Source organism: Aquamicrobium terrae, from assembly GCF_052978165.1.
Genome location: NZ_JBRKLZ010000002.1, coordinates 872636 through 885726, shown reverse-complemented (window position 1 = coordinate 885726; position 13091 = coordinate 872636). Strand labels below are relative to the sequence as shown.

Genomic DNA, 13091 nt, shown 5'->3' with positions numbered 1-13091 from the left:
TCGCAGGGTTGGCCGGGTGTCGCCTATTGAGCGGTCTTGATCTTCGTCCAGAGCCGGTCGTACTGGCGGATGTCCTTGCCGATATCCTCGAAGATCTGCAAGCGCTTCATGGTTTCGGCCGGCGGATTGATCTCCTCGCTGTCCTTGATGTTCTCCGGCGTCAAGGCGCGCGACTTCATGTTTGCGGTGCCGTTCGTCTGCTGTGCCATGTTGAGGGCAGGGATTTCCGGCTGCGTGTAGAACTGCATGAACTTCAGCGCATTCTCCTTGTTGGGCGCCGTCTTCAGCACGCAGATATTTTCCTGGTACATGGTCGCCCCTTCTTCGGGAATGACGTAGCCGAGGTCCTTTGGATTGGCGAAAACGTCGATCATGGAGCCGATGAAGTAGTGGGCCGCCGCAACGTCGCCCGCCGCCACCATCGGCCGCGATTCATAGGTAAAAGCGGCGACATAGGGCTTCATGGCGATGATCGTGTCCGCCGCCTGCTGCAATTCGGCCGGGTCGGTGGAGTTGACGCTGTGCCCGTTGAGCATAAGCCCCACGCCCATCACTTCGCGCACGTCATCGAGCAGCGCGAACTTCAGCCCCTTGGCCTTCACCGTCTCGAGCAGATCCTTCCAGCCGGTAACATCCTTGCCGAGCACGGTACGGTTGTACATGATGCCGACCGAACCCCAGGCATAGGGCAGGCAATATTCGCCGTTCGGGTCGCTCTTTGCCCGCAGGAAGGCGGGGTCGATGTTCTTGAAGCCTTCGTACTGGTTGATGTCGGTCTTCTCCAGCAGGTCGAGCTTGGACATGATGTCCTGCATATGGACCGACGGGAAGATGATGTCGTAGCCGGTCGCGCCGCCCTGTATCTTCGCCAGCATCTCCTCGTTCGACGCATAGGTCGAGAGATTTACCTTGATGCCGGTGTCCTGCTCGAACCGCTTCAGCACTTCCGGATTTATGTATTCGCCCCAATTGTAGATGTTGAGCTCGGCCGCCAGCGTGGTGCCGGCGAACAGCAAGAGCGCAAAGCCTGCGCAAAGGATCGAGCGCAGCGAGGACCAAACCTGTCCCATTGAATGTTCTCCTCTTTTCGGCAGCCGCCGCATGGCCGCTCGCGATGCATCCCTCGTCACGAAGTCCGGTTCTTGCGACCGTTGACTTCCGTGTGAAAAAGATATCCAAATCCCATTTCAACGCAAGCGTTACTTAAATAACAAAAAATTCACGGGGAACGTTGATGCAGGAATCCATTGTCGAGCTAGTCGGCGCCAGGAAGGTTTTCACCTCGCCTGAAGGTGGTGAGGTGAGAGCGCTCGACGAGATCGACATGAAGGTTCGTCGCAACGAATTCCTGACGCTGCTTGGGCCTTCCGGCTGCGGCAAGACGACGTTGCTGCAATCAGTTGGCGGTTTTGTCCGTATGGATGCAGGGACCATTGCCATTGACGGCGTGGACATGACGCGGGTGCCACCGCACAAACGCCCGGTCAACACCGTCTTTCAAAGCTATGCGCTGTTTCCGCATATGTCGGTCGGGCAAAATGTCGGTTACGCGCTGGAGGTGAAGGGCGTGCCCGTCGCGGAGCGCCGCCGTCAGGTGGGGCAGGCCCTGGCCCTGGTTGGCCTCGATGGTCTTGAGCAGCGGCGGCCGAACCAGCTTTCCGGCGGCCAGCAGCAGCGGGTGGCGCTGGCGCGGGCAATCGTCGCCCGGCCCAAGCTGTTACTGCTCGATGAGCCGCTGTCGGCACTTGATCGCAATCTGCGTCATTCCATGCAGATTGAACTGAAGACCTTGCAGAACGAGCTGGGCATCTCTTTCGTCTTCGTCACTCACGACCAGGAAGAGGCCCTGACCATGTCGGATCGCATCGCGGTCCTGCGTCATGGTCGCATCCAGCAGATCGCATCTCCCCGCGAGATCTACGACCGGCCGAGCAATCCGTTCGTGGCCGGGTTCATCGGCGCCAGCAATTTGTTCGTGGGGCGTGTCACGGGCAATGTCATGGCATTGGATGACGGCGATGTGCTGCATCTTTCCGGGCAGGCCTCCGGCTGCAACGGGCGTGCCGTCGCCGTCATCAGGCCAGAACAGTTCACCTTGACATCAAAGCAGGACAACCAGCCCGATATTGACGCCACAGTGGAGCAGGTCATCTTTGTCGGCTCCGCCTTCGAACTCTATCTGCACACTGGTGCCGGCCGCCGTATCGCCATATCCGTTCCTGCTTCCGCGCGCGAGGCGGTGAACAGGGCGGAAGTCGAACGCCACGCGAGGCTCACTTACGATCCGGCTCACATCCATATCATGCCGGTGGAAGAAGAAGGGCCTGCGGCATGACTGGCCTTCTGCGCGATCGCCTGCAACTCGGGCTCCTGCTCGGCCCCGCCTCGGTCTTTCTTGGCATCTTCTTCCTGATGCCGCTCGGCATCATGGTCGTCACCTCCTTTCTCGCGCCGGGTCTCTACGGCGGGGTGGAGTGGGAGTTCTACCCGCACAATTTCGGCCGCATACTGGGCTTTGCCGATCCGGCCTTCGAGGAGTTCGACCCAGTCTATCTGGAGATATTCCTGCACTCGCTGCGCATCGCGGCGGTGACCGTGGTGGCCACTTTGCTGATCTGCTATCCGGCGGCCTTCTGCATCGGCATGATGTCGGAGCGGTGGAAGAATTTTTGCCTGTTCCTCATCGCGCTGCCGTTTTTCACCAGCCTGATCGTGCGGCTGTTCGTGTGGGTGCTGATCCTTCGCCAGACCGGCCCGGTCAACGGCGTGCTCATGTCGCTGGGGCTGATCGAACGGCCTCTGGAGATGATCTATACGGAAGGCGCGATCGTCCTCGGCCTAGTCTATATCTTCGTGCCATTTATGTTCATGCCCGTCTATGCCAGTGTCGAGAAACTGGACTGGTCGCTGGTGCGGGCCTCCCAGGATCTCGGCGCCGGCCCGGTCCGGACCTTCCTGCGTGTGATATTGCCGCTGACCGCGCCCGGCATTATCGGCGGCTCGGTCATCGTCTTCATCCCCGCGCTCGGCAACTTCGTGGTACCGGCGATCCTTGGCGGCGCCAAGGTCATGATGCTGGGCAATCTTATTGAACAGCAATTTCTGTCGGCGCGTAACTGGCCCTTTGGCTCGGCGCTGGCCATGCTGGTCATGAGTGTCATGCTGATCGTCATGACGGGCTTCGTGCTGGTTTCCAGCCGTCGCCGCAGGAGGTCCGCATGAGGTTCCTCACTTCGCTGTTCAGGCCCGGCCTCATCCTCTACACGATGCTGTTCTTCGCCTTCATCTACCTGCCGCTCGTCCTGATCACCGTCTATTCGTTCAACGCCAATCCGGTGAACATGATGACATGGGCGGGTTTTACCACAGAATGGTACTGGCAGGTGCTCGGCTTCAGGACAACGATCTCGGAAACCTCGATGTATATCGAGTCCACGGGGCAACTGCTTGCGGCGTTGCGAAACAGCCTCATTATCGCTTTCAGCACCACGCTGATCGCAACGGTGCTTGGCACCGCTCTCGCCCTGGCGCTCTATCGCTACGACTTCTTCGGCGCGCGCTACTATCGGGTACTGATGTTCATGCCGATGCTCGTTCCCGACATCGTGCTTGGCATCGCGCTGCTCATCTTCTTTGTCAACGCCGGTATCCATCTGGGAATCGTCACGATCATCATTGGCCAGTGCACCTTCCTGATCTCCTATGTGTTCATTGTGGTGTCGAGCCGTCTGGCGGGCATGGACCGAAGCCTCGAGCATGCCTCGGCCGACCTTGGAGCCGATGAGTGGACGACGCTCCGCAAGGTGGTTCTGCCGCAGCTCATGCCCGGCGTGATCGGCGGTGCATTGCTCGCCTTCATCATCTCGATGGATGATCTCGTCATCACCTACTTCATCTCCGGCACTGACGTGACGACGCTGCCGGTCTTCATCTTCGGCATGCTGCGCCGCGGCATAAAGCCGGAAATCAACGCCATTGCCGTGATGATGCTGACCTTCTCCTTCATCGTGGCCTCGCTCGGCCTCTATCTCCGCTCCCGTCAGAAGTGATCATGAACGAACCACACAACACCAGCAGAAAGCCCCGTGCGCGAGAAATCGGCTTGCCCTTCACCGGTGCGACCGGGCCGCACAATGCCATAACCGATGTTCCGAACGTGGCCGTCGGGCTGAGTTCGGTCTGTGAGACGAAGCCACGGCCAGGCCGGTTGCTGCCGGTGCGCACCGGCGTCACCGCCATCGTCCCGCATCCGCAGGCGGAGGTGCCCGTACCGGTCTTTGCCGGCATCCATCGTTTCAACGGCAATGGCGAAATGACAGGCACGCACTGGATCGAGGATGGCGGTTATTTCCTCGGCCCCATCACCATCACCAACACCCATAGCGTCGGCATGGCACACCATGCGACCGTGAAATGGATGCTCGAACGCTATCGTTCGACCTACTATGGGGAGCGGCCGCGCTGGATCATGCCCGTGGTGGCCGAAACCTTTGATGGCATATTGAACGACATCAATGCGTTGGCACTCACCGAGACGGATGTGATAGCTGCGTTCGATGCGATCTCGGACGGCCCTGTGGCGGAAGGCAACACCGGTGGCGGCACGGCCATGATCGCCTACGGCTTCAAAGGTGGCACCGGCACTTCATCGCGACGCGTGACGATAGCCGGTACGGACTATACCGTCGGCGTTCTGGTTCAGGCCAACAACGGCCAGCGGGACTGGTTGACCATATGCGGCGTGCCGGTAGGCCGCCACATGACTGATATTGCCCCCGGTCCGGACATGGCCGAGCGCGGCTCGATCATCGTCGTCGTCGCCACCGATATCCCGATGGCGCCGCATCAGCTTCAGCGTGTTGCGCGGCGCTGCACCATGGGCATCGGCCGTAACGGAACTCCCGGCGGCAACAATTCGGGGGATATCTTCCTCGCTTTTTCCACCGCCAATGCCGAGCCGCTGCGTGCCGCGCCGCCGGTTCTGCGCAGCATCGAAATGGTCGGCGATGACGAGTTCGACCCGGTCTACATGGCTGTGGTCGACGCTGTGGAGGAGGCGGTCATTAATGCCATGCTGGCGGCAGAGACGATGACCGACACCATCATCGATGGGCTTGCCGGCGTGGAGGCGATCCCGGCTTCCCGGCTGCTGGAGATCATGCGGACATATGGCCGGCTCGGGCAGCCATCATGATATGTCCGCGATAAGACAGATCGTCCGAAGCGGAAAGGCAATCGGTTCGTCGGTCGCGATTGATCAGATTGCTGACCGTTGCAAACAGCCTGCCCAGCGAAAAACTGGCCAGCGGTCGATTGATCACGACAGTTGGGCTTCATGAAGCGACTTCAGCATATGATCATAGACCAGGAGCAGATCGTTTAGTTCGCTGATCCTGCATGCCTCGTCCGGAGCGCCGAGATTTAACGGCGTCAATCCGACAACGGCGCAAGGATAACCAGCCCGTCGCCATAGCCGGGCGTCGGACCCGCCAATCCTGTTGTCCATCCAGACATTGCCAATGGCTGCATTGCCCGCCCCTCGCAGGCATGCCTGCGCGAAAGCGGACCGTGAGTATGTCCAACTCGGTTCGTACCGCCGTGTGATAGCCCAGGATATTCCTTCCCGATTGTCGAGGTGGGCGGCCAGGGCGGCCTCCACTTGCGCAGTGGTCAGGCCAATCGGTATGCGAATATCGATCGCCGCCTCAGCGCTTGCTGGTATCAGATTCGGCGAGGTTCCTGCCTGAATAAGCCCGATATTGACGGTAAGTGCTGCCATCGTGCGGCGCAGTTCGGTATTTTCTTCAGATAATGCTGTAGCCGCTTCCATGACCTGTAAAGCATCTTCGGGCGGCCTTGGCACCAAGGCCTGGATGGCACGCAGAGCAATCAACGCATCGACAAGACGATCGGCGGCGTTTGTTCCCGCATACGTATGGGCACTGTGTGCCTGCTTTCCCTTGGCTGTGATATCCAGCCACAACATGCCTTTTTCGCCAAGCCTGATCGTCGAAGGTCCTCCGACATCAGCCACGAGCACGCCATCGCCGTGGATTTCTTCTGCGTTGTCGATGAGCCATTGGGTGCCCAACTCCCCCATGCGCTCCTCATCACCGGCGAGCGCCAGAACGATGCTGCCGGGAAAGGGACGGCGTTTTGCCCAACGGGCCAGGACCGCAATCAACACGGCCACGCCACCCTTCATGTCGGCCGAACCCCGGCCGTACAGATACCCGTCCGAGATGCACCCGCCGAGCGGATCGTAACCCCACGCTTCGGCGTCGCCGATCGGGTAAGTATCCAGATGGCCGCTGAGTATTGTGCGGGGGCCCGGCAATCCGCCTTCGAGCACCGCAACCAGGTTTTCGACCGGTGCCTCACCGACGTAATGTTGCATTTGCAGGCCGGGGATGTCAGCTAGGAATTCCTTTACAACTTGCACGGCTTCCCCGGTAGCACTTGGCGGGGTCTGGCTGTCGGTCCTCACGAGCACCTGCGTCATCGCTATGAGCAATTCGCTTTCAAGCCCCGGGTTCAATGGTTGTCTCCCACGCGCGCGCGCCATATCAGGAGCAGGATCTCATATGTGACAGCAGCAGCCAGGAAGGCTGTCATGCCGTTTACGTCATGTGGCGGGCTCACCGTATTGATATCGGCGCCGACAATGTTCAGACCTTCCAGCGCGCGCAGCAGGCAGATTCCCTCGCGCGCGGACAATCCGCCCCATACTGGCGTGCACACACCCGGTGCACAGGATGGGTCGAATACATCCATATCCCAGGAAAGGTAGACAGGCCGCCCCTCAAGCGATTGTCTGAGAGCGGCAACCGCTTCGTCCGGGCCTTGCCGCTGGAACTCTGTCATAGACATCAAATTGTAACCGAGCTCCCGTGTATGGTCGTGGGCACCGGCCCGCATGGTCGAACCACGCAGGCCAACGTGCCAGGATGCGCTTGCGAGCACACGCTGCTCCTGTGCCGCATGTGTGAACTGGGTCGCTGCGTCGTAACGGTGAACAGGATCAACCGGATAGGCATCCGTGTGGCTATCGATATGCAATACAGCCAGTCCAGGATGGATGCGTGAGGTCGCACGGATCAGCGGTAAGGAAACGCTGCCATCTCCGCCGAAACCTACAGGTACTGCTCCAGCCGCTGCCAACCTGTAGGCGGCTTCTTCGATAAGGGGAAATGCCTCTTCCGGCCTTGACGGCGTCAGCATAACGTCGCCGGCATCAATGACCCCCAGTTCCGTCAGGGCGTCGCAATCGGCAATCTCGGATTCATAACGCCGCACCAGTCCAGACTGGGCACGGATAGCCATCGGTCCTTGTCGGGCCCCAATCCTGAATTTGTGCGTGCCGCAATCGAAGGGGCAGCCAAGTATCGCAGCGCCGTGACCATCGGCGTCGATTTTGAAGGGGACATCCATAAAGGTCATCGGCTTGGCGTAGAGGTCGCTGGACAGGAGCGTGTGGGGACTTGTCATGAAATGATCGCTTCTGATCTGGATTGCGCGAGAACCGTCCCGACGCGCACCGAATTTGCATCGGTAGCGCGTCGGGAGGGGGAAGATGTTCAGCGGTTTGAAAGTCGCCGTTCCCAGATCCGGATACCCATCGCCAGAGGCCAACAGATCAGGAAGTAGACGACAGCGATGAAAGTGAAGACCTCAAGCGGCCTGAATATGGATGAGGACAATTCCATGCCGCGACGTGTTATTTCACTGACGGAGATGACTGCGCCCAACGATGAATATTTGATGAGCTGAACGAAGTTGGCGGCAAGCGGCGGAAGTGTCAGCCTTATCGCTTGGGGTAGTATTATTCTTACGAAGGTCTGCAAAGGTGATAAGCCTAGCACCTGCGCAGCCTCGCGATGTCCCTTGGGTACGGCCTGTATCCCGGCGCGATAGGCTTCGGCGATGAATGCAGAAGAATATATGCTGAGTCCGACGATAAGCGCCCACCATGCGTCGAGATTGATGTTCATCACGACAGGAAGCACGTAATAGATCCAGAGCAGTTGGACCAGGATCGGCGTGTTGCGGATGATCTCACCGGACGCAAGACCGGTGAAGCGCAATATCGAAAAGCGCGACATATCGAGTGTCGCGATGAGCAATCCACCAAGCATCGCCAGGCAAAGGGTGATTGCCGATATAATGAGTGTCTGTTGAAGGCCACTCATGAGAAAATCAATATTTTGTGGAATAACATCCCAGCGAAACTGGTAGCCACCCATCAGACCCTCCGTCGAACCGTCTTCCACTTTGCCTGCGAAGCATTTTCATTGCGATCAGGGTGCCACGATCGGCCCAAGTTTGTTCTTCTCTGCAAAGTGCTTTAGCCGACCATCCCGCTTGATGGTGTCAATGAACAGATTGATGTGGTTGAGCCAGATCTGATCGCCGTGAGGGACGACATAGGCGTACGGGGTGAGAAGCAGCTTTTCGTTCGGCTCTATCGACACCGCCCAGTCGAATTCATCCGTTACCTTCACTGCGGTTGGAAAGTCCGTCATGATGACGTCGACGCGGTTGGCAACAAGTTCGGCTTCCCGGGTCGCAGGTGGCGCCACAACGACCAACTCGGCCTGTTTCAGGTAGTCCCGCATGAAGGGTTCGATGTAGCTGCCAAGGGAAACTGCCACGCGCCGGCCAGGCTGATCGATGTCACCCCAGCTTTTGACCTCGCTGCCATCGCGCGTAACGGCGTAGAGGCCCGAGATCAGATAGGGCTGGGTGAAGGCGACAGCCTCGCCCCGCTTCATCGTGGCCCCGATGCCGAACATTCCGATCTCGCACTTATTGGCCTGAAGATCGGCAATGAAGGTTCCGAAGCTGGATTCAACGATTTCCAGTTCGGCTCCAAGCTCTTTAGCCAATTCTTTGGCAAGATCGGCATCGATGCCTTCGATCTGGCCGGTAGCCGGATTGCGGAAAGAAATGGAGTAATAGAGGGGATACTGACATACGCGCAGCTTCGCGGCTTTCGTCACTTGATACAGACGTGAATCCACCTGCTGAGCCGCGGATGGCGCAGCAAGCACCAGCAACGCGGTGGCAGAAAAGGTGAAAGCGGCAAAAGACTTGGAGATGCTATCCATTGATGAACTCCCTGGCTTGTAGCTAGTCTTGCATTTGACGCAGAAACCGCTGCGCACGGTCAGTTTTCGGGTTGCCGAAAAATGCGACCGGATCAGCGTCTTCCACGACCTGGCCCTGGTCCATGAAGATGACCCGCGAGCCCACATTGCGTGCGAAACTCATCTCATGCGTAACGACAAGCATAGTCATCCCTTCCTCGGCGAGACCTCGCATGACCAGAAGGACTTCATGCTTGAGTTCCGGATCCAGAGCCGAGGTTGCCTCGTCAAAGAGCATTACGCTCGGCTTCATCGCCAGGGCTCGGGCTATTGCAACACGCTGCTGCTGACCGCCCGAAAGGCGCGAGGGGTAGCTATCGCGCTTGTCCGAAAGGCCGACCTTCTCGAGCAGGCGCATGGCATTGGCTTCGGCGACCGCTCTCGTTTCTCCTTTGACGCGGATCGGCGCCTCTACGATGTTTTGCAGGACATTGAAATGCGGCCAGAGATTGAAATGCTGGAACACCATCCCGATGTCGCCGCGTGCTGCCTTGGCGTTTTGCCTCGCTTCTCCGGGGAGGGCCGGCGAGGCAATCGTCTTGTCACGCATGATCACCGCCCCGTCGCTGGGTTGTTCAAGCAGGGCGAAGCAGCGAAGCAGAGTGGTCTTGCCGGACCCTGACGGTCCGATCACCGATACAACCTCGCCTTCCTTGACGGCGAGATCGACGTTTTCGAGGACCTTCACGGCTCCGAAGCTTTTGCTCAAACCTTTGGCTTCGATCAGGCAGTTGCCGGATTGTTTATGGGGCGAGCTTGTCGCCATTATCCATCTCCCGCTATATAAATTTGTATTATGGTTTTTTCATTTTCCCCTTGATGTCTTAAATTTTGGCCGTAAAATATGGGCAAAGTCAATAACTAATTTTTATAGATATGGACATCAAGCTTCTCGAAACGTTCCAAGCCGTCATAGAATCGCAATCGATGACGGGTGCCGCGCGGGTGCTGGGTGTGACGCAGCCCGCCATCAGCACGCAGATCGCACGACTGGAAGCTCAGGTCGGATTTGCGCTCTTTGAGCGCGTCAATGGACGCCTCAAGGCAAGCAGGCAGGGGCGGCTCTTCTACGCTGAGGTGCGCAATGCGCTTGGTATGATCGAGCGCCTTGCGCAAGATGCCGACACCATCCGGAAAGGAACTTCCGAGACCATTACAGTAGCGAGCCACCCGAGCGCATCGATCTCGATTCTTCCAGCAGTTGTGGCGGAGCTTCGCCAACGTCGACCAATGGCCCGCATCCGGATGATCAACAGAACCTCTGAAGAGGTCCGCGCGATCTTTGAAACGGGAGCCGTCGACGTGGCGATCGCCGAGTGGCCCATCCATATCCCGGATATCAGTCTGAAGCGTTACAAGGTGCCTTGCATGGCCGTCTTGCCGGCCACGCATCCGCTTGCCGACAAGAAAGTCATCGCGCCCGCAGACCTGACCGACACGCCTCTGATTGGCATGCCCGTCACCAGGTTGATCGGGCATCAGGTCCAGAATGCATTCATCGAATGTGACGTGGGCTTCACGCCCATGATCGAAAGTGAATATTTCAGTTCCATGTGCGCATTGGCCGCCACTGGATGCGGGGTTGGCATTGTCGACCGCTGGTCCGCGGAAATGTTCCAGCCGCTCGGCCTTGCAGTCCGCAGCTTCCAACCGACCATTCTCTATGAGATCGGTGTCTTTACCCGTCCCAATCCTCCAGCGACCCCGATCTTCGATGAGTTCATGGCCCTTCTCGATCAGAGGCTCAAGGCGCCTTATCCGGAAACGTCCGAACGAGGGGATGGATGATGCTTGATGCAGCGCTTATCTGGGATGACTTCCAGGCGATCTGCGATTGCGGAGGTCGCCAGACCGGTACCGATTCGGAACGGACAGCCACAGAACTGCTGGCTCGACTGGGTGAAGAGGCAACGGGTGTCGCGCCTCGCCGCGAACTTTTCCGGTACGATGGCTGGGCAGCGATCTCGGGAGCGATAAATCTTGAGAACGGCGCATGTCTCACCGCGAATCCGCTGCTGCGTTCCGTGTCGACACCACCAGCCGGCCTTGAAGCCGAAGTGATCGATCTGGGGCGTGGAACACCGGACGAATTCGCGACGCACCGCCACGACATTGCCGGGCGCATCGTTCTGGTCCGTCACGAACTGATGTTTGCCGCCGGCACCGTGCACCGCAAGATGAAATACAACATGGCCCTTGAAGCGGGAGCTGTGGGCTTCCTGATCGCCGGTCCGTTGCTAGGTGCGTTGGTCGCCGGCTCTTCCGGCAGGGGAAATGAGCCGGGCATTCCTGCAGCCGGCATTACGCCAGAAGCCGCTTCCGCCCTTCAGCGCACCAGTGTCGGCTATCCGAAGATCCGGCTTGAAATCAAAGGCAACGATCGGGATGAAACAGCCAGCAACCTTATTTTCGATATGCCCGGCGAATCCTCGGAACGGATTGTTCTGTCGGCGCATATCGACGGTCATGCTCTCGGCGAAAGTGCACTGGACAACGCTTCAGGTCTAGCCGTGAGTCTGGCTGTGGCGCGCGCATTGCGTGCTTACGTGCCAAAAAAGCGTTCGCTACGTCTCGCCTTCTTTAACGCCGAGGAATGGGCGCTGACGGGATCACACACGCATATTGAAACAATGACGCAATCCGAGCGCGACCGTATCGCTCTCAACGTCAATCTGGACACAGTGGCAGGTTCAGACAGGCTCACGGCCTTGACCTCCGGCTTCTCCCGCATCGAACCCTTCCTGCTCGATTGCGCGGAAGCAGCCGCTGTTCCTTTGGGTCTGTTCAGACCGCTTCAAGTGAATTCGGATCATGGCAACTTTGCACTGGCCGGCATTCCTGCGTTCAGGCTGGTGGCCGGCTTCAACGATCACAGTGCTGATATACGCCACGTCCTCACGCCACGGGATCGGCGGGATCTCGCAACCAGGGACCAGCTTTTCAATGCAGCGAGACTGACATCGGAAATTGTAGCGCGTGCCCTCTCTGCAAACAGTGAAAAAACGCAGGCTTGGCGCGGCTAGATCGATTCTGCCGCCTTTTACGCCGGCCATGTCGGTAAGGTTTCTCAGGCTCCTTGATGAGGTCGGGCAGGTATGCTGGATTATCTAATCCTTGCAGTTTCCGCTTTTATCGCCGGGGGTCTTAATACCGTAGCCGGAGGCGGGACCTTCCTTACCTTTCCGGCCTTGGTCTACACTGGCGTGCCGGTGGTTGCCGCGAATGCAACCAGCGCGATAGCGGTGTTTCCAGGCTATCTTGGTGGTGCGGTTGGCTTCAGGAGCGAAATAGCTGCCTATGACGGCCAGCGGCTGCTGAAGATTGTTGGTATTGCCGCAATCGGCGGGCTGATCGGCTCATCATTGCTTCTTGTATCCTCGAACGAGGCATTCTCGTTCATCGTCCCTTTCCTGCTGGCCACCGCCACATTAATCTTTGCCTACGGAGAGCGGATTCAAACGTGGCTGCGACATCGCCGCTGGGGCAAACCTGAGGGGCCTGTTGGGACGCTGCTCGTTTCAATCTATGGCGGCTATTTCAACGGCGGGCTTGGAATTGTTCTGCTCGCCTTATTCTCTTTGTGGGGAATGCGCGACCTTAACACCATGAATGGCCTCAAGAACGGCCTTTCGTTCGTACTTTCTGCAATCTCTGTGGCAACATTTTCCGCTGCGGGACTTGTATCCTGGCCGCAAGCTGCTGTGATGATGATGGCTGCAACAATCGGTGGATATGCAGGTGCGCCACTCGCACGAAAAATACCGCGTAAGGTCATCCGGGGCGCTGTAATAGGCGTCGGCATTCTTATGAGTTTGATTTTCTTTTTAAAAATCATATGAGCTCGGAGCTCGAAAGTTATATTTTTGAACTCGGGCGTCGATTTCTGTTGGGTGTTGATCGCACCCGATCGTTCAAATCACTCGAAAAACAATTGGCATGAACGGG

General features: G+C 58.2%; 13 protein-coding genes. 7 read left to right on the top strand and 6 right to left on the bottom strand.

Annotated features, from left to right (window positions below; translation table 11 throughout):
• Positions 1 to 23: 23 nt before the first annotated feature.
• The gene (locus ACVCNR_RS21360; protein ID WP_447076401.1) at positions 24 to 1070 is read right to left on the bottom strand and encodes a polyamine ABC transporter substrate-binding protein; all 1047 of its coding nucleotides are present in this window, start codon (positions 1068 to 1070) and stop codon (positions 24 to 26) included.
• Between the two features lie 164 nt (positions 1071 to 1234).
• On the opposite strand from ACVCNR_RS21360, the gene ACVCNR_RS21355 reads away from it, so the two are divergent.
• Genes ACVCNR_RS21355 through ACVCNR_RS21340 form a run of 4 tightly spaced genes read left to right on the top strand, consistent with a single transcriptional unit; the run spans position 1235 to position 5194 of the window.
• Positions 1235 to 2335: an ABC transporter ATP-binding protein gene (locus ACVCNR_RS21355; protein WP_447076400.1), complete on the top strand. Its 1101-nt coding sequence runs from the start codon at positions 1235 to 1237 to the stop codon at positions 2333 to 2335.
• Positions 2332 to 3222: an ABC transporter permease gene (locus tag ACVCNR_RS21350; RefSeq protein ID WP_447076399.1), complete on the top strand. Its 891-nt coding sequence runs from the start codon at positions 2332 to 2334 to the stop codon at positions 3220 to 3222. The genes ACVCNR_RS21355 and ACVCNR_RS21350 overlap by 4 nt, the downstream gene beginning before the upstream one ends.
• Positions 3219 to 4049 (top strand): ABC transporter permease, encoded by an 831-nt coding sequence (locus tag ACVCNR_RS21345; protein ID WP_447076398.1) that lies wholly within the window; start codon positions 3219 to 3221, stop codon positions 4047 to 4049. Before ACVCNR_RS21350 ends, ACVCNR_RS21345 begins: the two co-directional genes overlap by 4 nt.
• 2 nt (positions 4050 to 4051) lie before the next feature.
• Complete coding sequence (locus ACVCNR_RS21340; RefSeq protein ID WP_447076397.1) at positions 4052 to 5194, top strand: DmpA family aminopeptidase; 1143 nt, start codon at positions 4052 to 4054, stop codon at positions 5192 to 5194.
• Positions 5195 to 5317: 123 nt separating this feature from the next.
• Here ACVCNR_RS21340 and ACVCNR_RS21335 read toward each other — a convergent pair whose 3' ends face one another.
• From ACVCNR_RS21335 to ACVCNR_RS21315, 5 genes are all read right to left on the bottom strand, one after another.
• Positions 5318 to 6538 (bottom strand): M20/M25/M40 family metallo-hydrolase, encoded by a 1221-nt coding sequence (locus ACVCNR_RS21335; RefSeq protein WP_447076396.1) that lies wholly within the window; start codon positions 6536 to 6538, stop codon positions 5318 to 5320.
• Positions 6535 to 7488 carry an arginase family protein gene (locus tag ACVCNR_RS21330; protein ID WP_447076395.1) on the bottom strand — a complete coding sequence of 318 codons (954 nt, stop codon included), beginning with the start codon at positions 7486 to 7488 and terminating at the stop codon, positions 6535 to 6537. Before ACVCNR_RS21330 ends, ACVCNR_RS21335 begins: the two co-directional genes overlap by 4 nt.
• Before the next feature lie 89 nt (positions 7489 to 7577).
• A complete protein-coding gene (locus ACVCNR_RS21325; RefSeq protein ID WP_447076394.1) occupies positions 7578 to 8243 on the bottom strand; it encodes an amino acid ABC transporter permease in 666 nt (221 codons plus the stop codon).
• A gap of 54 nt (positions 8244 to 8297) precedes the next feature.
• Positions 8298 to 9107, bottom strand: a complete 810-nt coding sequence (locus tag ACVCNR_RS21320) for an ABC transporter substrate-binding protein (RefSeq protein WP_447076393.1) — start codon at positions 9105 to 9107, stop codon at positions 8298 to 8300.
• A gap of 22 nt (positions 9108 to 9129) precedes the next feature.
• Complete coding sequence (locus ACVCNR_RS21315; RefSeq protein ID WP_447076392.1) at positions 9130 to 9912, bottom strand: amino acid ABC transporter ATP-binding protein; 783 nt, start codon at positions 9910 to 9912, stop codon at positions 9130 to 9132.
• Positions 9913 to 10022: 110 nt separating this feature from the next.
• On the opposite strand from ACVCNR_RS21315, the gene ACVCNR_RS21310 reads away from it, so the two are divergent.
• The 3 genes from ACVCNR_RS21310 (at position 10023) to ACVCNR_RS21300 (ending at position 12985) form a co-directional block, all read left to right on the top strand.
• A complete protein-coding gene (locus ACVCNR_RS21310; RefSeq protein ID WP_447076391.1) occupies positions 10023 to 10934 on the top strand; it encodes a LysR family transcriptional regulator in 912 nt (303 codons plus the stop codon).
• Positions 10931 to 12169, top strand: a complete 1239-nt coding sequence (locus tag ACVCNR_RS21305; protein WP_447076390.1) for a M28 family peptidase — start codon at positions 10931 to 10933, stop codon at positions 12167 to 12169. The genes ACVCNR_RS21310 and ACVCNR_RS21305 overlap by 4 nt, the downstream gene beginning before the upstream one ends.
• Positions 12170 to 12241: 72 nt before the next feature.
• Positions 12242 to 12985: a sulfite exporter TauE/SafE family protein gene (locus ACVCNR_RS21300; protein ID WP_447076389.1), complete on the top strand. Its 744-nt coding sequence runs from the start codon at positions 12242 to 12244 to the stop codon at positions 12983 to 12985.
• The last annotated feature ends 106 nt before the right edge of the window (positions 12986 to 13091 follow it).

What these genes read in the sequence shown, in the direction of transcription:
- ACVCNR_RS21360 (WP_447076401.1), bottom strand. Translation starts at nt 1,070, where the DNA reads ATGGGACAGGTTTGGTCCTCGCTGCGCTCGATCCTTTGCGCAGGCTTT.
- ACVCNR_RS21355 (WP_447076400.1), top strand. Translation starts at nt 1,235, where the DNA reads ATGCAGGAATCCATTGTCGAGCTAGTCGGCGCCAGGAAGGTTTTCACC.
- ACVCNR_RS21350 (WP_447076399.1), top strand. Translation starts at nt 2,332, where the DNA reads ATGACTGGCCTTCTGCGCGATCGCCTGCAACTCGGGCTCCTGCTCGGC.
- ACVCNR_RS21345 (WP_447076398.1), top strand. Translation starts at nt 3,219, where the DNA reads ATGAGGTTCCTCACTTCGCTGTTCAGGCCCGGCCTCATCCTCTACACG.
- ACVCNR_RS21340 (WP_447076397.1), top strand. Translation starts at nt 4,052, where the DNA reads ATGAACGAACCACACAACACCAGCAGAAAGCCCCGTGCGCGAGAAATC.
- ACVCNR_RS21330 (WP_447076395.1), bottom strand. Translation starts at nt 7,488, where the DNA reads ATGACAAGTCCCCACACGCTCCTGTCCAGCGACCTCTACGCCAAGCCG.
- ACVCNR_RS21325 (WP_447076394.1), bottom strand. Translation starts at nt 8,243, where the DNA reads ATGGGTGGCTACCAGTTTCGCTGGGATGTTATTCCACAAAATATTGAT.
- ACVCNR_RS21320 (WP_447076393.1), bottom strand. Translation starts at nt 9,107, where the DNA reads ATGGATAGCATCTCCAAGTCTTTTGCCGCTTTCACCTTTTCTGCCACC.
- ACVCNR_RS21315 (WP_447076392.1), bottom strand. Translation starts at nt 9,912, where the DNA reads ATGGCGACAAGCTCGCCCCATAAACAATCCGGCAACTGCCTGATCGAA.
- ACVCNR_RS21310 (WP_447076391.1), top strand. Translation starts at nt 10,023, where the DNA reads ATGGACATCAAGCTTCTCGAAACGTTCCAAGCCGTCATAGAATCGCAA.
- ACVCNR_RS21305 (WP_447076390.1), top strand. Translation starts at nt 10,931, where the DNA reads ATGATGCTTGATGCAGCGCTTATCTGGGATGACTTCCAGGCGATCTGC.
- ACVCNR_RS21300 (WP_447076389.1), top strand. Translation starts at nt 12,242, where the DNA reads ATGCTGGATTATCTAATCCTTGCAGTTTCCGCTTTTATCGCCGGGGGT.